Source organism: Kitasatospora sp. NPDC127121 (assembly GCF_042677305.1).
Classification (GTDB): Bacteria; Actinomycetota; Actinomycetes; order Streptomycetales; family Streptomycetaceae; genus Kitasatospora.
The window spans coordinates 1-24,773 of sequence record NZ_JBHXTQ010000033.1 but is presented as its reverse complement, the minus strand read 5'-3'; the positions used below and the strand labels follow the sequence as shown (position 1 = coordinate 24,773).

Annotated in this window: 19 protein-coding genes; 8 read left to right on the top strand and 11 right to left on the bottom strand. The window is 73.0% G+C overall.

Annotated elements, in window-relative coordinates; translation table 11 throughout:
• Positions 1-149 precede the first annotated feature (149 nt).
• From ACFVHI_RS18170 to ACFVHI_RS18160, 3 genes are all read right to left on the bottom strand, one after another.
• Complete coding sequence (locus tag ACFVHI_RS18170; protein WP_380340466.1) at positions 150-1,370, bottom strand: MFS transporter; 1,221 nt, start codon at positions 1,368-1,370, stop codon at positions 150-152.
• A 77-nt stretch (positions 1,371-1,447) separates the two neighbouring features.
• Positions 1,448-1,927, bottom strand: a complete 480-nt coding sequence (locus ACFVHI_RS18165; protein ID WP_380340463.1) for an RrF2 family transcriptional regulator — start codon at positions 1,925-1,927, stop codon at positions 1,448-1,450.
• A gap of 134 nt (positions 1,928-2,061) precedes the next feature.
• Positions 2,062-3,048, bottom strand: coding sequence for an NADPH:quinone reductase (locus tag ACFVHI_RS18160; RefSeq protein WP_363376882.1), 987 nt, complete (start codon positions 3,046-3,048; stop codon positions 2,062-2,064).
• 273 nt (positions 3,049-3,321) lie between these two features.
• Here ACFVHI_RS18160 and ACFVHI_RS18155 point away from each other — a divergent pair, with 273 nt between their 5' ends.
• Positions 3,322-4,551, top strand: coding sequence for an IS701 family transposase (locus ACFVHI_RS18155; RefSeq protein WP_380340458.1), 1,230 nt, complete (start codon positions 3,322-3,324; stop codon positions 4,549-4,551).
• A gap of 28 nt (positions 4,552-4,579) precedes the next feature.
• Here ACFVHI_RS18155 and ACFVHI_RS18150 read toward each other — a convergent pair whose 3' ends face one another.
• Entirely contained in the window at positions 4,580-6,508 is a 1,929-nt protein-coding gene (locus ACFVHI_RS18150) for a helix-turn-helix domain-containing protein (RefSeq protein WP_380340455.1), read from the bottom strand.
• 262 nt (positions 6,509-6,770) lie between these two features.
• Here ACFVHI_RS18150 and ACFVHI_RS18145 point away from each other — a divergent pair, with 262 nt between their 5' ends.
• From ACFVHI_RS18145 to ACFVHI_RS18120, 6 genes are all read left to right on the top strand, one after another.
• Positions 6,771-7,520 (top strand): 50S ribosomal protein L11 methyltransferase, encoded by a 750-nt coding sequence (locus ACFVHI_RS18145; RefSeq protein ID WP_380340452.1) that lies wholly within the window; start codon positions 6,771-6,773, stop codon positions 7,518-7,520.
• A 495-nt stretch (positions 7,521-8,015) separates the two neighbouring features.
• The gene (locus ACFVHI_RS18140; protein ID WP_363376889.1) at positions 8,016-9,188 is read left to right on the top strand and encodes a 3-deoxy-7-phosphoheptulonate synthase; all 1,173 of its coding nucleotides are present in this window, start codon (positions 8,016-8,018) and stop codon (positions 9,186-9,188) included.
• A gap of 98 nt (positions 9,189-9,286) precedes the next feature.
• Complete coding sequence (locus tag ACFVHI_RS18135; RefSeq protein ID WP_363376891.1) at positions 9,287-10,057, top strand: 2,3-dihydro-2,3-dihydroxybenzoate dehydrogenase; 771 nt, start codon at positions 9,287-9,289, stop codon at positions 10,055-10,057.
• A 42-nt stretch (positions 10,058-10,099) separates the two neighbouring features.
• On the top strand, positions 10,100-10,729 hold the full coding sequence (locus ACFVHI_RS18130; protein WP_063346539.1) for an isochorismatase family protein: 630 nt from the start codon (positions 10,100-10,102) through the stop codon (positions 10,727-10,729).
• On the top strand, positions 10,726-12,693 hold the full coding sequence (locus tag ACFVHI_RS18125) for an anthranilate synthase family protein (RefSeq protein ID WP_380340448.1): 1,968 nt from the start codon (positions 10,726-10,728) through the stop codon (positions 12,691-12,693). Before ACFVHI_RS18130 ends, ACFVHI_RS18125 begins: the two co-directional genes overlap by 4 nt.
• A gap of 35 nt (positions 12,694-12,728) precedes the next feature.
• A complete protein-coding gene (locus tag ACFVHI_RS18120) occupies positions 12,729-13,586 on the top strand; it encodes an arylamine N-acetyltransferase (protein WP_380340445.1) in 858 nt (285 codons plus the stop codon).
• A gap of 31 nt (positions 13,587-13,617) precedes the next feature.
• On the opposite strand, the gene ACFVHI_RS18115 is transcribed toward ACFVHI_RS18120, so the two are convergent.
• From ACFVHI_RS18115 to ACFVHI_RS18085, 7 genes are all read right to left on the bottom strand, one after another.
• Positions 13,618-15,186 (bottom strand): class I adenylate-forming enzyme family protein, encoded by a 1,569-nt coding sequence (locus ACFVHI_RS18115; RefSeq protein ID WP_380340442.1) that lies wholly within the window; start codon positions 15,184-15,186, stop codon positions 13,618-13,620.
• 72 nt (positions 15,187-15,258) lie between these two features.
• A complete protein-coding gene (locus ACFVHI_RS18110; RefSeq protein ID WP_380340439.1) occupies positions 15,259-16,737 on the bottom strand; it encodes an adenylosuccinate lyase family protein in 1,479 nt (492 codons plus the stop codon).
• Positions 16,734-18,725: an FAD/NAD(P)-binding protein gene (locus ACFVHI_RS18105; protein ID WP_380340436.1), complete on the bottom strand. Its 1,992-nt coding sequence runs from the start codon at positions 18,723-18,725 to the stop codon at positions 16,734-16,736. Before ACFVHI_RS18105 ends, ACFVHI_RS18110 begins: the two co-directional genes overlap by 4 nt.
• A gap of 73 nt (positions 18,726-18,798) precedes the next feature.
• Positions 18,799-20,370, bottom strand: a complete 1,572-nt coding sequence (locus ACFVHI_RS18100) for a class I adenylate-forming enzyme family protein (RefSeq protein WP_167745846.1) — start codon at positions 20,368-20,370, stop codon at positions 18,799-18,801.
• 228 nt (positions 20,371-20,598) lie between these two features.
• Entirely contained in the window at positions 20,599-21,144 is a 546-nt protein-coding gene (locus tag ACFVHI_RS18095) for an SRPBCC family protein (RefSeq protein WP_363632367.1), read from the bottom strand.
• A 157-nt stretch (positions 21,145-21,301) separates the two neighbouring features.
• On the bottom strand, positions 21,302-21,703 hold the full coding sequence (locus ACFVHI_RS18090) for a GNAT family N-acetyltransferase (protein ID WP_244293282.1): 402 nt from the start codon (positions 21,701-21,703) through the stop codon (positions 21,302-21,304).
• A gap of 117 nt (positions 21,704-21,820) precedes the next feature.
• The gene (locus ACFVHI_RS18085; RefSeq protein ID WP_380340431.1) at positions 21,821-22,234 is read right to left on the bottom strand and encodes a Fur family transcriptional regulator; all 414 of its coding nucleotides are present in this window, start codon (positions 22,232-22,234) and stop codon (positions 21,821-21,823) included.
• 200 nt (positions 22,235-22,434) lie between these two features.
• On the opposite strand from ACFVHI_RS18085, the gene katG reads away from it, so the two are divergent.
• On the top strand, positions 22,435-24,669 hold the full coding sequence (katG, locus tag ACFVHI_RS18080) for a catalase/peroxidase HPI (protein WP_380340428.1): 2,235 nt from the start codon (positions 22,435-22,437) through the stop codon (positions 24,667-24,669).
• The last annotated feature ends 104 nt before the right edge of the window (positions 24,670-24,773 follow it).

Below are 24,773 nucleotides of genomic sequence, written 5' to 3'. Positions count from 1 at the left end.
TCGGGGAAACCGGGGCAGCAGGGTCTGTCTCCGCGCCGGTCGTCGGTCGTCGCGTGCTGAGGGGTGTTTCAGCGCTCGGTGCGACGCCGCACCGTCAGGAAGCGGTGGCCGGAAGGGAGTTGACCGGCCCGCAGGAGGTGTCTCGCGCCTCAGCCTTTGTTCGTGGGCGAGTGGCGGGTGAAGAGCAGGAAGATCAGGGCGATGGCGGCGATGGCCGCGCCCAGGCCGTACACGGTCGCGGCGCCGGCGCCGAGGGTGGAGCCGCCGATGATGGTGCCGAGGCCGATGCCGAGGTAGATGGAGGAGGAGTTGAGGGAGACCACCAGCGGGGCCTCCTGGGGGGCGACCTCGATCAGGCGGTGCTGCTGCGGGGGTGTCTGGCACCAACTGCTGGCGCCCCAGAGGAGGACCAGCAGGCCGACGACGGGCTTGAGGTCGGAGTCGGAGGCGGCGAGCCAGGCGAGGGCCCCGAGGGCGACGACCATGGCGGTGTAGCCGATGATCAGGACCTTGGTGGAGCCCCAGCGGTCGGTGGTGTAGCCCGCGGCGAGGTTGCCGATGACGGCGCCGAGGCCGTACAGGAAGAGCATCCACAGGATGGAACTCTCGGGCACCTTGACGGCTTCCAGCATGGGCACGCTGTAGGCGTACGCGGTGTAGCTGGCGCCCATGCCGAGGATGGTGAGCGGCAGGACGGCGAGGACGGCCGGCCGGCGCAGGACGGCGAGGCGGGTGCGTAGCGGCACCCGGACGTTGCCGGGGAGCCACGGCATGATCAGGCGCAGTATCACGGCGACGAGCAGGCAGAGTCCGGCGACGAGGCCGAGGGCGGTGCGCCAGCCCAGCCAGTGGCTGGCGGCGTTGCCGAGCGGCACGCCGAGTGCGGTGGCGATGGTGAGGCCGCCGATGACCACGGCGAGGGCGCGGGCCCGCAGTTCGGGGCGGACGAGGGAGGCGCTGACGGCTCCGGCGTTGGGGGTGTAGGCGGCGGCGCCGGCGGCGGCGATGATGCGGCTGATGATCAGCACGGCCATGTTGGGGGCCAGTGCCGAGCCGAGGTTGGCGATGCCGAGCGTGAACAGTGCGGTGATCAGCAGGGTTCGGCGGGGAAGCCGGGCGAGGAGGGTGGCCAGGACGGGGGAGAGGACGGCGTAGGCGGCGGCGAAGACGGTGATCGACTGGCCGGCCGTGGCCGAGGAGACGTGCAGGTCCTTGGCCATGGAGGGGAGGAAGCCGGCCACGACGAAGGCGTCCGTGCCGACGGCGAATGTGCCTAAGGCGAGGACGAGGGTGGAGGACAGGCCGCCCTGGGGTGGTGAGCCGGGTTCGGCCGGAGCTTTCCGGTCGGCCGGAATCGAGACACTGGACATCCAGATTCTCCTTGCAGGTCGGTGCGTGTGCTGTGGTGTCGCCGCGCGGTGAGGCGGCCGGACCGTCGGGCGTGCGGTCAGCCGGTCATGCGGGCGTAGTGGCGTCGGGTGCGGTCGGCGGCCCCGCCCGGCGCGGCGGCCATGAGGTCGGCCACCGTCTGCCCGGCGAGTTCGCGGCGCCAGGCCAGTTCGGCCTTGCGCATCGCGGTGGCGATCCCGCACGGCTGTCGGAACTCCCGTGCGATGGCGCCACCGCCGTCCGCACGCTGGCGGATCTCGGTGCAGCGGAACACGTCGTCGGGGCCCTCGATGGCGGTGACCACGTCCATCAGGGTGATCTTCTCCGGCTGTCGGCCCAGCCGGAAGCCGCCCTTGGAGCCCGGTGTCGAGCTCAGGATGCCGGCCCGGACCAGCGCCTGTAGGCGCTTGGTCAGGTAGGCCGGCGGCAGGTCGAACCAGGCCGCCAGCCGTGCTGTCGGAACCGGTTGGTCACTGTCGAGCCATGCCAGGGTGAGGCAGCAGTGCAGGCCCCACTCGACTCCTTCACCCATTCGCATAACCAGGACAATACACGTCCAGGTTCTGTGTCGCAGGCCGGACGTGCCGGAGGCCCGGAATATGTCAAGTCGCGGCCCGACGAGGGCGTTGCGGCCCTGCCGGACCTCCGGTACAACAGTTGGCAGGCGTCCGGTCAGGCCTGCGAATCGGGCCTGAGGACCACCCGTCTGCCGTGCAGCTCGCCGCGTTCCATTCGGCCGTGGACCTCGGCGGCGGCGCTCAGCGGAAGGGTCTCGACCGCCAGGGGGCGCAGCCGTCCGGCCGCGAGCAGGCGGTTGATGGCGACGGCGGCCTCGGCCAGTTCGGTGCTGGTCGCATGCGAGATCACGAAGCCGGCGATCGAGCAGTCCTTCATGTAGAGCGGCCCGACCGGGAGGATCGGCCGCGAGCGGGCGCCGGCCAGCAGGACGATCCGTCCGCGCGGGGCGAGCAGGTCGACGGCGGTGGCCAGGTCGTTCTCCCCGGACGTGTCGAGGTGGAGGTCGACGCCGCCGGGGCAGGCCTGGGCGAGCCGTTCGGCGAGGTCCGGATCGCGGTAGTCCAGGGCCTCGGCCGCACCCAGGGCGAGGCACTGTTCCAGGTCGCGGGCGGAGGCGGTGGCGACGACCCGGGCCCCGGCGTCGACGGCGAGGGTGACCAGCGCGGAGCCGACGTTCCCGGCCGCGCCGGCCACCAGGACGGTCTCACCGGCCCGCAGGCGGCCGTGCGTGAACAGGCCGAGGTAGGCGGTCGCGGCCGGATGGACGACGGCGACGGCCTCCTCGGGGAGGACGCCCTCAGGGAGGTGGTAGAGGCGGTCGGCGGGGACGACGACCTGCTCGGAGGCGGCGCCCTGGCGCCCGCCGTGGCCGAGGCTGTTGGTCCACACCCGGTCGCCGACGGCGAAGCCGGGGGCGGCCGGCCCGGCCGCGGCCACGGTGCCGACCAGGTCGCGGCCGATCACGAACGGGAACTCGACCGGGGTGCGGAAGAGGCCGGAGCGGACGAAGGTGTCCACCGGGTTGACGGTGGTGGCCGTGACGTCGACCAGGATGTCGGTCGGCCCGGGACGGAGGGAGGGAAGTTCGCCGTAGCGGATGTTCTCGGGCGGCCCGAGGGCCTCGATGAAGGCTGCTCGCATGCTCGCAGAGTCTTCCACCGGTCGGCGCCGGGGTGCCGCACGGAAGTCTTTTGTTCGTCAACTCGCGCGCGGTCGGCCCGCCCCTGATGGCCCCGGCACACCCCGCCGGGCGGCTCCGGGGGCGATCGCGCCTGCTCGCGCGCGCTGTCCGGTGGTCCGGCCATAGGCCGCGCGTGCAGCCGTGTGTCCGGTGCACCTGGGCCCGGACCGAGCCCTCTGCATACCGTCGACCCATCTGAAGATGCGTCTGCCATGTAGAGGTTGGGGATCTCGATGAGCGACTTCGCCCTGCACATCAGGGACACGCGAACGCCCGGGCGCAAGCCGGGCGTCGGCAGTTCCCACGACATCGTCCTCTCGGAGCTGTGCCCGGCGCTGTTCGCGTCGCTGCCCCGGGCGGACCAGCGCCGCAAGGGCGTGGAGTACCTGCGCGGACTGCTGGGCGCGGAGGGCCGCAAGTCGGTGCGCAACATCGCGCGGCTGATCGGCGGGCAGGCCACGGAGCAGAACCTGCACCACTTCATCAGCAGCTCCACCTGGGAGTGGGACCCGGTGCGCGCCGCGCTGGCGCACTACGTGACGTCCGTCGCGCCGCCGCAGGCCTGGGTGGTGCAGCAGACGGTCATCCCGAAGGCCGGGGAGCACTCGGTGGGCGTGGATCGCAGGTTCATCTCCTCGCTCGGCCAGGTGCTCAACGCGCAGCAGGCGGTGGGTGTCTGGGCGGCGTCCGAGGAGGTGAGCATGCCGGTGAACTGGCGGCTGCACCTGTCCCGGGCGTGGCTGGACGACGTGCCGCGGCGCAGCCAGGCGTCCATCCCGGCGAGTGTGGACACCCGGACGCTGGGCGACTGCTCGGTCGAGGCAGTGCTGGAGCTGACCTCGGACTGGCGGCTGCCCACGCTGCCGGTGGTGATGGACGTCCGGGAGCTGGACGGGATGAAGGCGCTGCGGCGGCTGCGCGCGGCGGGGGTGCCGTTCCTCGTGCGGATCAACAGCACGCTGCCGCTCCGCCCGGCCGAGGGGGCCGGGCACGGCGCGGAGGCGATGCCGGCCCACCGGATCATCGGGGCGTGCCGGGACCGCAGGCGGATGGTGACCTGGACCGACCACGGCCAGGACGCCGGGCTGTGCACCGCGCTGGTCGGTGCCGTCCGGGTGCGGACGGTGACCGGGGCGGCCCGCCCCCTGGGAGTGAACCGCAGGCCGGACGGCCCGGACCGCGACCTGCTGCTGCTCGGCGCGGGCAGCTCCGGCCGGCGCTGGCCGCAGGAGCTGTGGCTGGCCGACATCCCGGACGCCACGCCGGCCCAGCTGTTCCGGCTGAGCCTGCGGATCGGCCGGGTCGAGCGGGACTTCGACGAGATCGCGGACCGCACCGGTATCCGCGACTACACCGGCCGCTCCTTCAACGGCTGGCACCGCCATGTCACCCTCGCCTCGGCCGCACACGCGGTCGTGGCCCTCTCCCACACCGGCGGCCGCTCGCTCCGCCGCGTGAGCTAGGGTCCGTCGTCGAACTCGCGCCCGCGCCCTAGGTTCCTTGGCCGACTCCCGCCGACGGGCCGTCCTTGATGAGGAGGTCGCGGACGCGCGAGAGCCGTAGGGCGAGCTGGACTTCGAGCGCTTGGCCGGGGTCCTGCCAGTCGGGGCCGAGCAGTTCCGCGATGCGTTCCAGGCGGCGGGCGACGGTGTTCGGGTGGACGTGCAGCTTCTGGGCGGCCCGGGTGGGGCTGGCTCCGGTCTCGAAGTAGGCGTCCAGGGTGCGGCCGAGGTCGGTGAACCGCTGCCGGTCGTACTCGAGCACCGGACCGATGACCGAGTCGACGAAGGACCGGACGTCCCGGTTGTCGGCGAGCAGGACACCGAGGAAGCCCAGCTCCCGGGGGGAGGCCGAGCGGCCGGCGGTGTCGAGGGCGATCATCGCCTCCAGGCAGCGCAGCGCCTCCTGGTGGCAGTGGAAGACCGAGGCGGCGTCCGCGACCGGCCCGGCCGCCGCCACCGTGACCGGTTCGCTGAGCAGCGGGGCGAGTTCGTTCAGGACGGCCCGGGCCGTCGCGCCGGCGTCGGTGCCGGGCAGCAGCAGCACGGCGTTGCCGCCGTGCCCGACCCGCAGCCCGTTCAGTCGCTGGGCCAGGCCCGTGGCCAGGGCGCAGGCCCGGCCGACCGCCCGGGCCTCGGGGCGGACGACCACCACCACGTGCGGCGTGGCCAGGTTGATGCCGAGCCGGCGGGCGCGCTCCTCCAACTGCTGCGGCGGGCGCTGGGCGCTGGTGAGCAGGTCCTCCAACAGCTCGCCGTGGGCGCGGCCCTGCGCGACGGTGGTGTCGCCGGTGCGCAGCAGCTGCACCGCCACCGCCTGGGCGGCCAGGTGCAGCAGTTCGTCGATGCCGGCCGCGGGGAGGTCCTCGGGGCGGAACACCAGGGTGCCGAGTATCTCGCCTCCGGCGGTGACCGGGGCCGCCCAGAGGCCGTCCGCGGTGTGGACCGGGCGTTTGGCGGCGTGCACCTCCGCGGCGGCGGGGCCGGTCTCGGGCATCCGGCCGGTGGTGGTCAGGACGGTGCCGTCCGCGGCGTGGATCCGCAGCGCGCCACCCAGGTTCCGGCTCACGGCTTCGGCGAGGCCGTGCAGTTCGCAGTCGGTCAGCGCCCGTTCGATCAGCTCGTGATGGATGCGTCGGTGCTCGCTGAGCTCCCGCAGCGACTCGGTGGTGCGTCCGTGCTCCTCGCGCAGGGTCTGCACGGTGGCCTTGGCGTCGTCGAGGACGAGGGTGCGCTGGACGGCCAGGCCGGCGAGCTCGCCGAGCAGGTTCGCGGTGGAGATCTCCTCCGGGGTGTAGTGCCGCACATTGCGGTCGGCGACGTAGAGCGCGCCGAAGGGGTGCGGGCCGTAGCTCAGCGGGACGGCCATGATCGCGCGCAGCCCCTCGGTCCGGACCACCTCGTCGATGTCGGTGCTGTGCTGGATCCGGTTGTCGTCGAGGTAGTCCGGGGTCCAGACCGGCGCGAGGTTGGCGACGGCGGCGTGGCCGAGTCCGGAGCCGCCGGTCAGCTGGAGGCCGACGTTGAGGGTGGAGGTGTGGCCGTCCGACGCCCGGATGTAGGACAGGCCGTCCTCCGGTCCGGGGAAGCTGACGTACGCCATGTCCGCGCCGAGGAGCAGGCGCGAGCGCCGGGTGACGGCCTTGAGCACCCCGTCGAGGGTGTCGGGGACGAGGAGGTCCCGGGCGGTGTCGAGCAGCGCGGACAGGCCCGCTTCGCGTTGCTGGCGCCCGCGGCGCTGGGCGCAGATGTCCAGTCCGAGCCGGACGGCCCGCTCGAGTGCGGCCGTCTCGGCCTCGGGGGCGCCGCCGCAGGCGGCTTCGGCGAGCAGTGACTCGATGCGCGCCGGTGGTGCCTCCGCCACCAGCAAGGTCAGTACGGTCAGCGCGTCAGGCCGCTTCCGGACCCCCTGTTGGGCCATCTCTTATCCCCCACCCGTACATACCAGCCGTTTTGCCTGGCACATGCCAGGTGCTACAACGTGTTTATCATGTCACTTTGGGTGGGGCTCGGATGATTCCACGGTGTGGACGGTGGAGAGGGCACCGCCGAGTGGTCCCCGATGTGTTGCCGGGTCACCTTCCCGCCGCCCGTGCCGGTTGAGGAGGATGAAGCGGTGGCCACCAGGGAGGTGGTCCGGGCGACAACGCCCAGCTGGCGCGGTGGGAGCACAGGCGGACGGCATGAACGCGCTACAGGACTACCGCCGTTCGCTGGAACGAAGCAGGGCCGCGCTGGAGCACGCGCACCGGCCCGCGACCTTCCGGCTCTGCGGCCGTGAATGGGACCTGCTGCCAGGGATTTTCGCCCCGGTCTACTCGCCCACCACCGAGATCTCCATGCGCCTGCTCGGCCTGGACGACCCGCGGGCCGCCGGGCGCTCCGGCTCGCTGCTGGAGATCGGCTGCGGCACCGGCGTCATCGCGGTGGCCGCAGCACTGGCCGGGCATGCCCGGGTGGTGGCCGGCGACATCAACGAGGCCGCCGTCCGCAACACCGAGATGAACGCCCACCGGCACGGCGTCGCCGACCGCGTCCACAGCGTGCACAGCGACCTGTTCGCCGCGCTCGCGCCCGAGGAGCGCTTCGACACCGTCTTCTGGCACTCCAACTACGTGCTCGCGCCGGAGGACTACCGCTACCGGACGATGCACGAGCGCGGCTACGTCGACCCGGGCTACGCCGCCCACCGCCGCTTCCTCGTCGAGGCTCCGGGCCGGCTGGCTCCGGGCGGCTCGGTGCTGCTGCACTTCAGCGAGCGCGGCGACCTGACGGTGCTGCGCCGGATCGCCGAGGAATGCGGGCGCACCCTGCGGGTGGTGCGCGGCGGCGTCTTCCCGGAGGGCGAGCAGGAGGTCGAGCACATGTTGATCGAGGTGGCCGTGGCGCGCGGCCGGGCCGCCCGCGAGACGGCACCCGGTACCGGCTTCTGACGTCCGGGTCCGGCGACCCGACCTGCCACGCCGGCTTCGGCATGTGCCGCGAGGCGCCGGCGCACGGTGGTCCGCCCACCCCCGGGGTAGGCCTGGGCCACCAGGGTCCGGCCGTGCCGTACGGCGTCCGGGCGGGTCGCGCGCCCGAGCCGTTCCATGGCCGGATCTCGCCGGTCCGCCACCTCGGGCGGACCTCTTCGAGGGTCTGCCGTCACCGTTCTTCGTCGTCCCCGGGCGAGATCTGACGGAGTGTGCCGCCACCTGATGGAGTATCCGCCACCTGACGAAGTGCGGGGGCGGGCGTTGGCGACACCTGGCGGCACGCCACAAGATCTGGAAGAGCCTCAGCCGTTCGGCGGCCGGCGGACCGCTGCCGGACCGGGACCCGGGCCGCGGGCCCGCCGGTCCTCCCCGACCCGTGCCATCCACAGCCTCGCCACGACGCCCTTCCGTGCGCGCCGCCGAGCCGGCGCACCTTCGCCCTGGGAGACACCCATGGTCACCGCCCTGTCCGCGCTCCTGTCCCGGCCCGCACTCCACCAGCCCGACTGGGCCGACCACGAGCACCTTCCCGACATCAAGGACCGGCTGGCCGGTCTGCCACCGCTGGTCGGCCCGGCCGACGTCCGGCGGCTGCGCTCCGTGCTCGCCGAGGTCGCGGCCGGGCGGGCCCAGGTCGTACAGATCGGCGACTGCGCCGAGGACCCGGCGGAGTGCACCGCGGGCGACGTCGCCCGCAAGACCGGGCTGCTGGACGTCCTGGCCGGCATCGTCACGATGGCCACCCACCGGCCGGTGGTCCGGGTCGGCCGGATGGCCGGCCAGTTCGCCAAGCCCCGCTCCAAACCGACCGAGTTCGTCGGCGGCCTGGAGATCCCGGTCTTCCGCGGCCACCTGGTCAACAGCCCCGAACCCGACCCGGAGCTGCGCCGCCCCGACCCGCGGCGGCTGCTCGACTGCTACTGGGCGGCGGCCGAGGCGATGACCCACCTCGGCTGGCCGGATCCGGACCGCCGCTCGCCGCTCAGCCCGCCGGTGTGGACCAGCCACGAGGCGCTGCTGCTCGACTACGAAGTTCCGATGATCCGTCAGATCAGTTACACCGAAAGCCTCCTGACGTCCACGCACTGGCCGTGGATCGGCGAGCGGACCCGCGACGTGGCCGGCGCCCACGTCGCGATGCTCGCGTCCGTGGCCAACCCGGTCGCGTGCAAGGTGGGCCCCGGCATGGCGCCCGAGGAACTGCTGGAGCTGTGCGCGCGGCTCGACCCGCGCCGCGAGCCCGGACGGCTGACCCTGATCGCCCGGATGGGCGCCGAGGTCGTCGCCGACCGGCTGCCCGCGCTGGTCAGGGCCGTCCGGGAGGCCGGCCACCCGGTCATCTGGCTCACCGACCCGATGCACGGCAACACCGTCACCACGCCCGGTGGGCTGAAGACCCGCTTCGTGGAGACCGTCGTCCGGGAGATCCAGCACTTCCAGTACGCCGTCCGCTCCGAGGGCGGCGTGGCCGGCGGCCTGCACCTGGAGACCACGCCCGACGACGTCACCGAGTGCGCCCACGACGCCTCCGGGATGGCGCACGTCGGCGACAAGTACACCAGCTTCTGCGATCCCCGGCTCAACCCCGGCCAGGCCATCACCGTGGTCTCCGCCTGGGAGGGCTGACCCGCCGCGCCCGGAACGGCGCCACGCACCACCACACCGAGAGAGCAACCGAGAGAGCAACGGGCCGGCCGCGCGCCGGCCCCGAGGGAGGTCCGGCAGTGACGAACACGATCGCCCTGGTCACCGGGGCAGCAGGCGGCATCGGCGCGGCCGTGGTCCGCGCCCTGGCCGAACAGGGCACCGCGGTGGCCGCGGCGGACCGCGACGAGGAGGGCCTGCGCAAGACCGTGGCCGCCCTCGCCGAGGAGGGCCTGCGGGTCGAGGCCTACCCGGTGGACGTCAGCGACCACCGCGCCGTCGACCTGCTCGTCGACCAGGTGGAGCGCGAACTCGGGCCGGTGGACCAACTGGTCAACGCCGCCGGGGTGCTGCGCCTCGGCGAGGTCCGGGACTTCTCCGTCGAGGACTGGGCGGCCACCTTCGCGGTCAACGTCAACGGCGTCTTCCACGTTTCCCGCGCGGTGGTCGACCGGATGATCCCGCGCGGGCGCGGCGCCATCGTCACCGTCGCCTCCAACGCCGCCCGCACCCCGCGCACCGAGATGGCCGCCTACGCCGCCTCCAAGGCCGCCGCGACGATGTTCACCAAGAGCCTCGGCCTGGAGGTCGCCAGGTACGGCATCCGCTGCAACCTCGTCGCCCCCGGATCCACCGACACCCCGATGCTCACCTCGATGTGGCACGACGAGTCCGGCCCGCAGGGCACCCTGCACGGTCGTGCGGACGCCTTCCGGGTCGGCATCCCGCTCAACAAGCTGGCCAGCCCCGCCGACATCGCCGCCGCCGTGCTCTTCTTGCTCTCCGACGCGGCCGGCCACATCACCCTGCACGACCTCACCGTCGACGGCGGCGCCGGCCTCGGCGCCTGACCGGCTCGCCCAACTCACCACTCCCCCAGGAGAGTCCACCGCATGGCAGGCATTCCGACCATCGAGCCCTATCCGATGCCGACCGCGGGCGAGCTGCCCGACAACACCGTGTCGTGGACCGTCCGCCCGGACCGCGCGGTGCTGCTCGTGCACGACATGCAGCGCTACTTCCTGCGCCCCTTCCCGGCGGACGAGGCACCCGGCCGGGAGCTGCTGCACAACGCCGCCCTGCTGCGCCGCCAGGCCGCCGAGCTCGGCGTGCCGGTCGCCTACACCGCCCAGCCGGGCGGCATGACCACCGAACAGCGCGGGCTGCTGCTGGACTTCTGGGGCCCCGGGATGCGGATGGACCCGGTCGACCGCGAGGTCGTCGAGTCGCTCGCCCCGGCCCCCGGCGACTGGCTGCTCACCAAGTGGCGCTACAGCGCCTTCTTCCGCTCCGACCTGCTCCAGCGGATGCGCGAGGAGGGCCGCGACCAGCTGATCCTGTGCGGCGTGTACGCCCACGTGGGCGTACTGATGACGGCCGTCGACGCCTTCACCAACGACATCCGGCCGTTCCTGGTCGCCGACGCCGTCGCGGACTTCTCCGCCGCCCACCACCGGCTCGCCCTGGAGTACGCCGCCGCGCGCTGCGCGATGCTGATCACCGCCAAGGAGACCTTCGCATGACCGACCGGACGACGGACCGGGCAAGCGAGCCGACGACGGACCGGACGAGCGACCGGGCAAGCGAGCGGACGACGGACCGGACGACCGAGGAACTGCTGCGCCGGGTGCTCGCGGAGCGGCCGCCCGCCTTCGCCCTCCTGCACCGGCCCGAGACCACCGGCCCGGGCACGCTGGACGTCCTGTTCGGCGAGGTCGCCACCGCGCACACGCTGGACGGTGTCCCGCTGGGCCCCGAGCCCGGCCGCCCGGGCCCGGAGGTCCTGGTCCTGGTCCCGTACCGGCAGATCGCCGAGCGCGGCTTCGAGGCCCAGGACGACGGTGCCCCGCTGCTCGCCATGACGGTGACCGAGCACGCCACCGTCGACCTCGACGAAGCGCTGGCGCTGATCCCGGACCGGCCCACCGAGCTGACCGGCGCCCGCTTCGACCTCGGCGACGAGGAGTACGCCGACATCGTCCGCCGGGTGGTCGCCGAGGAGATCGGGCAGGGCGTCGGCGCCAACTTCGTCGTCCGCCGCACCTTCCTGGCCGAGATCAGCGACTACACCCTGCACGCCGCGCTGGCCTTCTTCCGCCGGCTGACGGAGCGCGAGGCGGGCGCCTACTGGATCTTCGTCGTGCACACCGGGGAGCGGACCTTCGTCGGCGCCAGCCCCGAGCGGCACATCAGCCTGGCCGACGGCGTCGCCGTGATGAACCCGATCAGCGGAACCTACCGCTACCCGGCCTCCGGCCCCACCCTGGCCGGCGTGATGGACTTCCTCGCCGACCGCAAGGAGGCCGACGAGCTCTACATGGTGGTCGACGAGGAGCTCAAGATGATGGCCCGGATCTGCGAGGGCGGCGGCCGGGTGGTCGGCCCGTACCTCAAGGAGATGGCCCGGCTCGCGCACACCGAGTACCTCATCGAGGGCCGGACCGACCGCGACCCGCGCGAGATCCTCCGCGAGACGATGTTCGCCCCGACCGTCACCGGCAGCCCGCTGGAGAGCGCCGCCCGGGTCATCCGCCGTTACGAGCCCGCCGGGCGCGGCTACTACAGCGGCGTGGCCGCGCTGATCGGCCGGGACGAGCACGGCGGGCGCACGATGGACTCCGCGATCCTGATCCGCACCGCCGACATCGACACCGCCGGCCGGATCCGGATCGGAGTCGGCGCCACCCTGGTGCGCCACTCCGACCCGGCCTCCGAGGTCGCCGAGACCAGGGCCAAGGCGGCCGGGCTGCTGGCCGCGCTGGAAGCCGGAGGCCCGCGCACCTTCGCCGGCCACCCGCGGGTACTGGCCGCGCTGGAGCGGCGCAACACCGGCATCTCGGACTTCTGGCTGGCCGAGGACGCGGACCGCGGCCGGCGGCTCGCCGAATTCGCCGGGCGTCGGGTGCTCGTGATCGACGCCGAGGACACCTTCACCGCCATGATCGGCCACCAACTCATGTCACTGGGGCTTGAGGTGACGATCCGTCGATTCGACGAGCAGTACGCCTTCGACGGCTTCGACCTGGTCGTGATGGGCCCGGGGCCGGGCGACCCGCGGCAGGCCGACCACCCCAAGATCGCCTGTCTGCGCTCCGCGGTGGCCGAGTTGCTCGCCCGGCGGCGCCCGTTCGTCGCGGTCTGTCTCAGTCACCAGGTGCTGTCCACCCTGCTCGGCCTGCCGCTGCGCCGCCGGGACGTCCCCAACCAGGGCGTCCAACGCGAGATCGACCTGTTCGGCGCTCGCGAGCGGGTGGGCTTCTACAACACCTTCGCCGCCATCAGCCCGCACGACACGGTCGACGTGGACGGCGTCGGCACCGTCGAGGCCGCCCGCGACCGGGAGACCGGCGAGGTGCACGCCCTGCGCGGCCCGCACTTCGCGTCCATGCAGTTCCACGCCGAGTCGGTGCTCACCCAGGACGGCCCCCGGATCGTCGGCGGCCTGATCGCCGAGGTCCTCCGTGCCGGGGCGATCCTTGCCGGGTAGTCTCCGGGAGAGCGCACGGGAGAGGGGCCGACAGGATGGGCGATGACCGCGCCACCGGCGAATGGGGAGCGGAACTGCTCGACGTCGGGGCCTACCTGGCCCGCACCGGCGTCCCCGGTCCGCTGCCCCCCGAGCCCGGGACGCTGCGCCGGCTGCACCGCGCCCACCTGCTGGCCCTCCCGTTCGAGAACCTCGACATCCCGCTCGGCCGCGGCGTCCCGCTCGACCTGGACCGCGTCCAGGCCAAGCTGGTCGCCGGCGGCCGCGGCGGCTACTGCTTCGAACAGAACCTGCTCTTCGCCGCAGTGCTGGAACGCCTGGGCTTCCAGGTCACCAGGCTCGCCGCCCGAGCCCTGCTGAACGCCGGCCGACCGCTGCCACGCACCCACCTGGTGCTGCTGGTGACGGTCGGCCAGGTGCGTTTCCTCGCCGACGTCGGCTTCGGCGACAAGGGGCCGCTGGAGCCGCTGCCGCTGACCGACGGCGCCCTGGCCGAGCCCGACGGCTGGACTCACCGGCTCCGCCGGATCGGCTCGGAGCCGGACTGCTGGGTGCTCGAACTCCTTCGCCCCGACGGGTGGTTGCCGCTCTACCGGTTCGAGACGGGCCTGCCGCTGCACCAGGTCGACTGCGTGGTGATGAACCACTACACCTCCACCCACGAGCGCTCCCCGTTCACCGGCCGGGCCTACCTGTCCAGGATCACGCCGCAGCGCCGGCTCTCCCTCGACGGCCGGCGGCTGGTCGTCGGCCGCGCCGACGGCACGACGGAGGCTGCGGACCTCACCGACGAGCGGTACGCCGCCGTCCTCGCGGAGGACTTCGGTGTCCGGCTCGGGCCCGGGGACCTGCGGTCCGTCCTGCGGAGCCTGCCGGCCATCGGCCCCTCCTGACACACGTCGGCCCCTCCTGAAAAGCGTCGGCTCAGGCCTCCTCGGCCGTGGCCAGCTCCCTGGCCAGCTCCAGCCGCTTCACCTTGGTCGTGGCGGTGTGCGGCAGCTCGTCCAGCCGGCGCTGCACCGGCGGGGCCAGGGTGGGCAGGCCGGCCACCGCGCGGTTCCAGCGGGCGAGGTCGAGCGGCTGGTCGTCCCGGGTGCAGACCACGGGCACCGGGGCCTTGTCCCCGCCGGGCACGATGATCACCTCCAGCAGCTCGGGCAGCCGGGTGAACAGCTTGTCCTCCAGGTCCAGGGTGCTGTTGATCCCCGGGATCTCGTCGACCTCGCGGTCCAGCAGGTGCAGGCAGCCCCACCGGGTGCGGTAGCCGAGGTCGCCCATCCGCCACCAGCCGTCCCGCGAGAACTGGCCCTCGAAGCGCTCCCGCTCGCCGAAGTAGGTGACGATCTGCCCGCCGCTGCGCACCTCGATGTGGCCGGGGGAGTTCTTGGTCACCGGCCTGCCGTCCCGGCTGACCACCCGGACCTCGGTCATCCCGGGGAAGGTCCGCCCGACGCAGCGGCCGTCGGCGCCGCTGCGGCGGTGCCGGGTGTAGGTGCGGGCGGCGATGGCGCCGGTCTCGCTCTGCCCGTACGTCTGGGCGAAGAACGGCAGGCTGCGCTCGGACGCGCCCAGCAGGGTGTCGACCGTGCGCGGGTGGATGGCGTCGAAGGTGTTGCTGAAGCAGCGGACCTTGGCCAGCGGCTTCGCCGGGTGGTCCGCCAGGACCTCCCAGCTCAGCAGGGTGTTGGGGTGGGACTCGATCACCCCCGGGGGGATCCGGGCGAACAGCTTCGCGACGTGCTCCGGCTCGTCGTCCCGCAGGATGATCATGGGGTGGCCGCGCAGCGCGAACAGCGCGGCCCCGCTGATCATCCGCGAGTGGGCGAAGGAGACGTGTACGGCGATCGGCTCGTGCCGCCCGACCGGGGCGAGCAGCACCGACTGCGGGCGGCAGCGGGCCTGGATCGTGATGCCGGTCTGGACGGCGAGCTTGGGCAGGCCGGTGGTGCCCGAGGTGTGGGTGATCAGGGCCGGCTGGTCCTGCGGCATGATCACGGGTGCCACCCGCTCGACCCCGGCCAGCCCGGCCAGCGCGGTCGCGCCCGGGAACTCCCCGGTGGCCACCAGCACCCGCTCGGTCAGGTCGAACACCTCGGACGGGAGTTCCTGCTCCAGCTTCGCCGCGTCGGTGAGCAGCGTCGGCCGGGACAGCCGCCCCAGCAGGCGGGCGACGGTGGTGCCGTCCAGCTTCGGGGACAGCAGCACCGGTACCCCGCCGACCCGGGCGACGCTGTAGGCGAGCAGGGAGATGTCGAAGCTGTCCGACTTGTGGATCACCACGTGCGAGCCGGGGCGGACCTGGGAAGCCCACAGTCGGGCGGCGAAGTCGTCGACCAGATCGGCGAGTTCGGTCAGGGTGACCCGCCGGCCCAGCTCCGGGGCGATGTCGAGGTCGTGGTCGAGGTAGACCGGGCTCGCCGGGTGACGGGCGGCCGCGCGGTCGAAGACCGTGCCCAGTCGGATGCCTCGGTTGCCGACGCGTTGCAGGAACATGCTCCTCTTCCCCTTCGGTTGGTCGCAGATCGCTCGGGAGTCCGGCGCCGGGGCGCCGGCGCCGGGCCGGCCTCACGGCTCGCGCAGGGCCCGGTCGACGAGGGGGCCGGCCGCCCCGGTGTACGAGGTCGGATCGCACAGCCGAGAGAGCTCGGCCCTGCCGAACATGCCGTCGAGAGCAGGCAGTTCGGCGAGCACCTGCTCCAGTGGCCGCCCATCGTGGTCGGCCTCGCCGGAGGCCTCGGTGAGCAGCTGCTTGGCCGTCGCCTTGCCGAGTCGGGGCGCCAGGACGGCGACGATCCGTTCCGAGATGATCTGACTACCCGTCAGTTCCAGGTTGGTGCGCATCCGTTCGGGCCGGACCTCCAGCCCCTCGGCGAGCTCCACCGCAGTGTGCGCGGCGCCCCCGGTCAGCCGCAGCGCCTCGCGCAGCAGCTGCCACTCGGCGTGCCAGGCGCCCCCCGAGCGCTCGTCCTCGGCCAGCAGGCACTGGGTGAGCCCGGTGGCGATCACCGGCACCTGCAGCGCGGCGCTACGGATCAGGGTGGCCAGCACCGGGTTGCGCTTGTGCGGCATCGCGGAGGAGCTGCCGCGCCCGGCCGCGGTGGGCTCGGCCACCTCGCCGACCTCCGTCCTGGTCAGCGACTGCACGTCGATCGCGATCTTGCCGAGGGCGCCGGCGGTGAAGGCCAGCGCGCCCGCGAGGTCGGCGATCGGGGTGCGCAGCGCGTGCCAGGGCAGCACCGGGCGGGCCAGCCCGGTCTCGGCGGCGAAGGCGGTGAGCAGCCGGTCCAGGTAGTCGCCCGGGTCGGGCGCCGCCCCGTTCGCGGCCGCGCCGTCGATCCGGGCGTATTCCAGGTACCCGGCGAGGGTGCCGGCGGCGCCGCCGAGCGAGACCGGCAGACCGTGCTCGGCGACGTGCCCGAGCCGCTGCTCGGCGTCCAGGACGAGCCGGCGCCAGCCGGCCGCCTTGAGGCCGAAGGTGGTCGGTACGGCTTGCAGGGCGAGCGTGCGGCCGGGGAGGACGGTGTCCCGGTGCCGTTCGGCGAGGACGGCCAGGGCCCGCGCGGTGCGGGCGAGGTCGGCGCGGATGATCCGCAGGGCCTGGGCGGCCACCAGCATCGCGCCGGTGTCCAGGACGTCCTGGCTGGTGGAGCCGCGGTGGACGTACTCGGCGGCGGCCCGGTCCTCGGCCGCCACCACCCCGGTCAGCGCCCGGACCAGCCCGACCACCGGGTTGGCGGTCTCCCGGGACTCGACCGCGAGGGCCCGCAGGTCCAGCAGCTCGGCGCGGGCCAGGCGGGTGATGGTGTCGGCGGCGGTCTTCGGCAGGGTGCCCAGCCCGGCCTGGGCCCGGGCCAGCGCCGCCTCGGCGTCCAGCATGGCCTGCAGCCAGGCCCGGTCGCAGACGGCGGCCTCGACCGGCGTCCCGGCGCGGACCGGCGAGAGCAGCCCGGAGTCGGTCAGGATGCCGGCCGCGTCGTGCGCGTCATGCGCGTCGTGCGGGTCGCCGGGTCCGTGCGGGGCGACCGGCTCGTCAGGGTCGGTCATATCAGCACTCCGGTCAGGTCGGTGACGGCCGCGTCCGGCCGGACCCCGAAGGGCAGCTGGGTGGTGGGCGGCAGGGCGAGCAGCGAGCGGGCGATCGCGTCCGAGTCGCCGAGCGTCACCGAGTCCACGCCGGGCCGGATTCCGGCCGCCGTCACCCAGTGCACCGACTCGGTCGGCACCCCGTAGGCGTAGCGCCGCGGGTGCGCGCGGCCCCGGGTGTCCAGCAGCCGGTACGGCCGTTTGGTGACGGCCAGGCCGCCGGTCTCGTAATCGGTGCCGCCCGTGCCCGGGATCCGGTACGCGGTGGCCTGCTCGGTGCTCAGCAGGTGCTGCAGCAGCGGGTCGGTGGTGCGGCGCAGGTCGGGTTCGGGCAGCCGGGCCTCGATCAGGACGGTGGCGCGCACCGGCGGCTGGGGCACCGCCCGGGAGGTGAGCACGTAGGCGGCCGCCTCGGTGTCGATCCGGATCTCGGTGCCCGGGCCGGTGAGTTCGACCACCCCGGCCTCGATCAGGGCGATCAGCTCCTCGATCCGGGAGACCGGCGGGCCGATCGACAGGAAGGCGTTGAGCGGGGTGTACCAGCCCTCCAGGTCGTCCCGGTGCGAGTTCCCCTCCAGCCCGCCGTGGTCCACCGCGAGGCGGATCTCGTTGCGCAGGTCGCGCAGGATGTCCAGGGCGGTCTTGAGCGGGCCGCTGAGGTTGCCGGCGCGGGCCGCCTCGACGTCCTCGGCCAGGTACCCGAGCAGCCAGTCGCGGAAGTCCTCCGGCCCGGTGAACTCCCGGTCCCCGTAAGGGCGGAAGAGTCGCTCCCAGTCCCAGCGCTCCGACTCGGGGATGCCGTGCTCGTCGAGCAGGGCCGCGAAGCCGCCGCCGTGGGCGACCGTCAGGTACCGCTGGACGAAGGGCTCCCGCTCGGCGCCGCGGCCTTTCGCTTCGAGCAGTGTGCCGTAGTAGACGCTCTCCACCTCGCGCGCGATCAGCGGCCACAGGTCGGTGCGGAACTGCACCGGCTCGCCGGCCGCGGACTGCTCGCGCAGCCCGGCGATGTACTCGGCGGTCAGCAACCGGGGGAAGTAACGGCCGTACGCGCCCTTCTCGTTCTCGCCGCGGGCGTGGTACGGGATGCCGCGGCGCGAAGTGGCGAACAGTTTCGGCTCCCGGCCCGACGGCCGGTACACCAGCCGTCCGTCCGCGCGGACGAAGGCGCCGCCCCGGCCGACCGTGAACAGGGCCATGTGGTCGAAGAAGTTCAGCCCGAGGCCGCGCAACAGGACGTGTTGGCCCGGCAGGATGCCGCTCAGGTCGAGGTCCGCCGGGTTGGCCGGGGTGATGTAGGTGAGGTGGTGGATCCGGGACAGGCTCGCCGTCCGTTCCTCGTGCGGGGTCGGCCGGGCCGCGACGTGGCCCTGGGCGAGCACGATGGCGTCCAGGCGGTTGAGCCGGCTGCCGTTCTCCAGGCGGATGCCCTGCGGGCCGCCGGGGACACCGTGGGTGTCCGCCATCGCCACCGCCCGCGAGCGGTGCACCTGGACGGTGACGTGCGCGGGCGCGCCGTCCACCACCCGGCGGAAGCTCGCGTTCAGGTAGCGCCCGTAGAACGCCCGGGTGGGGTAGCTGTCGGCTTGCAGGGCGCGGGCCTCGGCCACGCACTCCTCGTCCTGCCCGGAGGCCGCGCCGGCCTCGGCGACCTCCACCGCCCACTCCCACAGGCTCGGACCGGGCTCGATCGGGCCGTCGATCCGGGAGCTGTCGTCGGTGTACACGGTGATCTGCGAGGCCACGGTGTTCATCAGCAGGTGCCGTGACTGGTCCTGGCGCCAGACGGCGCCGGCGCCGGGCGCGGCCGGGTCGACCATGTGCACCGTGATGGAGCCGTGCGAGGGCGCTGCGCGCTCGTTGGCGCAGAGCCGTTCCAGAACGGACAGGCCGCGCGGGCCGGCCCCGATGACGCAGACCTCCAGTGCCGCCTTGCTGCCCACTGTGCTCATGCGCCCACCTCGCTTCGCTCGGCAGGGGCATGCGCCCACGCGCACCTCTCGATGACGAGCTCGGTTCGCTCACTCACGGCTTCACGTCCTCCACGTCTTCCACGTCCACCCGGGTGCCCTGCGGGGCTTCGGCGAGCAGCAGGCGGGCGAGCTCCAGGCGCTTGATCTTGGTGGTGGCGGTCCTCGGCAGCTCCTCCAGCCGCCGGTGGACCGGCTCGGCCATCGGCGGCAGCGACGCCGCGGCGCGCCGCCAGGCCGCCAGGTCCAGTGGTTCGTCGTCCTTGGTGCACACCACCGGCACGGCCCTGCCGTCCGGGCCGGGGATGATGATGACCTCGGCGAGGCCGGGCAGCTGGCCGAACAGGGTGTCCTCGGCCGCGAGGGTGCTGCCGAAGCCCTCGATCAGGTCGACCTCGCGGTCCAGCAGGTGCACGCAGCCCCACTTGGTGCGGTAGCCGACGTCGCCCATCCGCCACCAGCCGTCCGCCGACACCTGGGCGTCGTAGCGGTCCTGCTCGCCGAGATAGGTGACGATGCGTCCGTCGCTGCGCACCTCGATGAAGCCCGGGTTCCGCTCGGACGGCGGGTTGCCGTTCCGGCTGACCACCCGGACGTCGGTCATCCCGGGGAACGGCATGCCGACGCAGCGGCCGTCGTCGTCCAGGGTGCGGCGCCGGGTGAAGCCGCGGACGATGGCCGGGCCGATCTCGCTCTGCCCGTACAGCTGGCCGAAGAGCGGCGAGCGGCGCCGGGTGGCGCGCAGCAACCGGTGCACGGTCCGCGGGTGGATCGCGTCGAAGGTGCTGCTGAACAGCTTGACGTTGGACAGCGGGCCGCGCGGGTCCTGCGCCAACTCCTCCCACTCCATGAAGGAGTTGGGGTGCGCCTCCAGGATTCCCGGCTTCAGCCGCGCGAACAGGTCGCCGACGTGCTTCGGGTCCGACTCGCGCAGCACGACCAGCGGGAAGCCGCGGTAGAGCGAGATCGCCAGCGCGGTGATCAGCCGGGAGTGGACGAAGGAGACGTGGATGGCGATGGTCTCCCGGCCCGGGATCAGCGGGGCGATGACGGAGGCCTGCGGGCGGTAGCGGGACTGCAGGCTGAACCCGGTGTGCACGGCCAGCTTGGGCGTCCCGGTGGTGCCCGAGGTGTGGGTGATCAGGGTCGGGTGGTCGGCCGGCATGATGACGGGTTTGACCCTCTCCACCCCGGCCAGCGCCCGCAGTTCGACGGCGTCCTGGTACGAGCCGGAGGTCAGCACCACCCGGTCGGCGAGGTCGAAGACCGTCTCGGGCAGCACGTTCTCCAGCTTCTCCTGGTCGGTCACCAGGAACGGCCGGTCGGTGCGGCGGACCAGCTCGGCGACCGTCGCGCCGTCCAGAGCCGGCGACAGCAGGACCGGGACGGCCCCGATCCGCGCCGCCGCGCACGCGAGCAGCGTGATGTCGAAGCCGTCGGCCTTGTACACCACCACCCGCCGGCTCGGCCGCACGCCCGCCGCCCAGAGCCGGGAGGCCAGGTCGTCCACCAGGTCCGACACCTCGGCGACAGTCGCCCTGCGGCCCAACTCCGGTGCCGCGTCGAGGTCGTGGTCGAGGATGAGGACGTTCGCGCCGTGTCTGGCCGCGGCGCGTTCGAAGAGCATCCCGAGCTGAATTCCCCGGTTTCCGATACGTTGAAGAAGCACCTGTACGCCTCCCGGGCCGCGGCTGTGCGCCGTCGGCGCCTGACGTGAATGGAATGGACACCACCCGCGGTGAAAGGGACACCGTCCGAGGTGAATTGGCGTGCCCGGGCGTCCGAATGGCCGCGTGCCCGGGCACGAGCCCGGGAATTCCGGGCGAATCGCGGAAAGGCCGGATACCGCCCGGCGTCACGCCTCTTCGATGACGGCCTTGATGCGCTGCAGGGTGGCGGCCAGATCGCCGGAGATCTTGTCGCCCCACTCCGCGAAGAAGCGCTGCTTCTCGGCCGCGTCCATCTCCGCGGTGATGCCCTTGATGCCCTGGGTGGCCGAGTCCATTCGGAAGTGGTGGGTCAGCAGGCTGCCGCCGCCCTCGGCTGCTTCGATGTCGAAGCCCCAGATGCTCTCCTGCTTCTGGCCGTCCGAGTTGTGTATCGCCCACCGGAAGGTCCGGCCCGGCTCCGCGGTGACCACCTCGGACTGGGTCGTCCACCGGCCGCGGACCACCGGCGCCCAGGCGACGATGTCGTCGCCGCGGAGGTTGTCGCCGCGGAACACGGACCCGACGGCGGCCGGCTCGCCGACCGTCCATTCACCGCCCAGGCATTCCGGGCTCCATTCGCCGCTGCGCGGCAGGTCGCTGATCACCGCGTAGACCTCGATCGGTGTCGCGGAAATGCGAATGTCGGCGTCGGCGGAGAATATCGGCTGCTTCTCGTTGATGGTTTCGCCCATGCCGGGGATCGTCCCAGCCCGGCCCCGGAGGGGGTCAAGGGCAGGCCGGCGGGTCCGTCAACTCCGTGATTCCGTGTCAACTCCGGCCCGGGGCCGCGGCGAACGGCCGCGAACCGGCCGGCATCGCGGGCCGTGAACCGGCCGTCCCCTCGAACCGCTACGAACCGGCCCGGATCTCGCGGGCGAAGTGCAGGGCGACGATCGACATCCGGGCCGTGTGATAAAAGCGGTGCGCGCCGTGGTTGGTCACCCCCGAGTCGAGCTCGATCCGGGCGCACCCCGTCCGCCGGGCCCGCTCCTCCAGCTCCGCCATCAGCCGCCCGCCGACCCCCGCCGACCGCACCGCGCGGTCGGTCACCAGGTCGTCGACGAACAGCAGCCGGCCGCGGCTGGTCGCCAGCACCCGGTGGGTCGCCACCCCGACGCACCGCCCGCGACCGTCGTACGCGGCGGTGAAGACCAGCCCCTGCGCGTGCGCCTCGGCGGCGAAGGCGGCGAACCCCTCGGCGGTCAGGGCCGGCCTCAACTGCCGTATCAGCGGCCCGACATCGGTCGCCATGGCGGCGTTTCCCGGTATGACGTCAACCATCGTCAGTTCCATCCCCCGATCTTCGCAGGGAATGCCGGTCCTCGGTCCGGGCGGGACCGGGAGTCCTGGCCCGTGGTCAGGCCGTGGTCAGCCCGTGCAGGTCGGGCAGAGGCCGCGGTAGGTGACGGCGGCGTCGGTGACGGTGAAGCCGAAGCGCTGGTCGGCGGGGAGGGCGGTGAGGGGGTCGTCGGTGGGGTGGACGTCGCGGATGGTGCCGCAGTGGGTGCAGACGAGGTGCTGGTGCGGGTGGTGGGCGTTGGGGTCGTAGCGCTTGGCCCGGCCGTCGGTGGAGACCTCGGTGACCTCGCCGAGGGTGACCAGTTCGCCGAGGGTGTTGTAGACGGTGGCCCGGGAGATCTCGGGCAGGCGTTCGGCGGCTCGGGCGTGGACCTCGTCGGCGGTGAGGTGAACGTGCTCGCCGTCCAGGACCTCCGCCACGACACGCCGCTGGGAGGTGAGGCGCCAGCCGCGTCCGCGCAGTCGTTCCAGCAGGTCACTCATATCGGTTCACCTATTCAGGTCAATGGGAGGTCAGGATTTTACCAAGTGATTTCGGCTTCGCTCCGGTTCCCGATCGGATATGCCTTTGGTGTCGTTCTTGACGTGGATCGTGTCCATCGTAGGATCGGCTCCGGCGATAGCCTGGGTAGCAGGAAGTAGCAGTCAAGACACCGTGATCCGCCTTGTAGGGAAGGATTTCCATGTCTGAGAACCACGATCCCATCGTTACCGAACCCGAGCCGCAGGCGGAGGGCACGGGGGGCTGCCCGGTGGCCCACGGGCGCGCGCCGCACCCCACCCAGGGCGGCGGAAACCGCCAGTGGTGGCCGGAGCGGCTCAATCTGAAGATCCTCGCGAAGAATCCGGCCGTGGCGAATCCGCTCGGCGCGGACTTCGACTACGCCGCGGCGTTCGGATCCCTCGACCTTCCGACCGTGAAGCGGGACATCGAGACGGCCCTCACCACCTCGCACGCGTGGTGGCCGGCCGACTACGGGCACTACGGCCCCTTCATCATCCGGATGGCGTGGCACAGCGCGGGCACCTACCGGATCAGCGACGGCCGCGGCGGCGCCGGCGCCGGGCAGCAGCGCTTCGCCCCGCTGAACAGCTGGCCCGACAACGCCAGCCTGGACAAGGCCCGCCGCCTGCTGTGGCCGGTGAAGAAGAAGTACGGCCGCAACCTCTCCTGGGCCGACCTGATGATCCTGGCCGGGAACGTCGCCCTGGAGTCGATGGGCTTCGAGACCTTCGGCTTCGGCGGCGGCCGCGTGGACGAGTGGGAGCCGGACGAGGACGTCTACTGGGGCCCGGAGACCACCTGGCTCGGCGACGAGCGCTACACCGGCGACCGCCAGCTGGAGCGCCCGCTCGCCGCCGTCCAGATGGGCCTGATCTACGTCAACCCCGAGGGCCCCAACGGCACCCCGGACCCGCTCGCCGCCGCCCGCGACATCCGCGAGACCTTCTACCGGATGGCGATGAACGACGAGGAGACCGTCGCGCTGATCGCCGGCGGCCACACCTTCGGCAAGACCCACGGCGCGGGCCCGGCGGACAACGTCGGCCCCGACCCCGAGGACGCCCCGATCGAGCAGCAGGGCCTCGGCTGGAAGAGCACCTTCCGCACCGGCAAGGGCGGGGACGCGATCACCAGCGGCCTGGAGGGCGCCTGGACGGCCACCCCGGTGACCTGGGACAACAGCTTCTTCGAGACGCTGTTCGGCTACGAGTGGGAGCTGACCAAGAGCCCGGCCGGCGCCTTCCAGTGGAAGCCGAAGGGCGGCGCCGGAGCGGACACCGTCCCGGACGCCCACGACCCGTCCAAGCGGCACGCCCCGACGATGCTGACCACCGACCTGTCGCTGCGCCTGGACCCGGTCTACGAGCCGATCTCCCGGCGCTTCCTGGAGCACCCCGAGGAGCTCGCGGACGCCTTCGCCCGCGCCTGGTTCAAGCTGACCCACCGCGACATGGGCCCGCTCGCCCGCTACGTCGGCGCGGAGGTCCCGGCCGAGCAACTGGTGTGGCAGGACCCGCTGCCCGCGGTCGACTACCAGCAGATCGACGCCGCAGACGTCGCCGCCCTGCGGGAGCGGATCGCCGCCTCCGGGCTGTCGGTGTCCGAGCTGGTGTCCACCGCGTGGGCGGCGGCCTCCTCGTTCCGCGGCAGCGACAAGCGCGGCGGCGCCAACGGCGGCCGGATCCGGCTCCAGCCGCAGATCGGCTGGGAGGTCAACGAGCCGGACCGGCTGGCCTCGGTGCTGCGCACCCTGGAGGGCGTGCAGCAGGAGTTCAACGCCCGGTCCGGCGCCAAGCAGGTCTCGCTGGCGGACGTGGTGGTGCTGGCCGGCGGCGTCGGCGTGGAGAAGGCCGCCCGGGCGGCCGGCCGCGACGTGGTGGTGCCGTTCACGCCCGGCCGGGCGGACGCGACGCAGGAGCTCACCGACGTCGACTCCTTCGCGGCGATGGAGCCGACCTCGGACGGCTTCCGCAACTACGTGGGCAAGGGCAGCCGGCTGGCCGCCGAGTACCTGCTGCTCGACAAGGCGAACCTGCTGACCCTGAGCGCGCCCGAACTGACCGTGCTGGTCGGCGGCCTGCGCGTGCTGGGCGCCAACTACCAGCAGTCCCCGCACGGCGTCCTCACCGGGACCCCCGAGGCCCTGACGAACGACTTCTTCGTCAACCTGCTCGACCTGGGCACGGAGTGGAAGGCCACCTCGGAGGACGGGCACACCTTCGAGGGCCGGGACGCGGCCACCGGCGCGCTCAAGTGGACCGGCACCCGGGCCGACCTGGTCTTCGGCTCCAACTCCGAACTGCGCGCCGTCGCCGAGGTCTACGCGAGCGACGACGCGAAGGAGAAGTTCGTGGCGGACTTCGTCGCGGCCTGGGTCAAGGTGATGAACCTGGACCGGTTCGACGTCGCCTGAGCCCGCGACCGCCTGAGCCCGCGATCGTCCGATCCCGGGTTCCCGGGCGGCCGAAGGGGGTTGGCGTCAGCCCGCCATCGGCCCGGAGGTGCACGCCTCCGGGC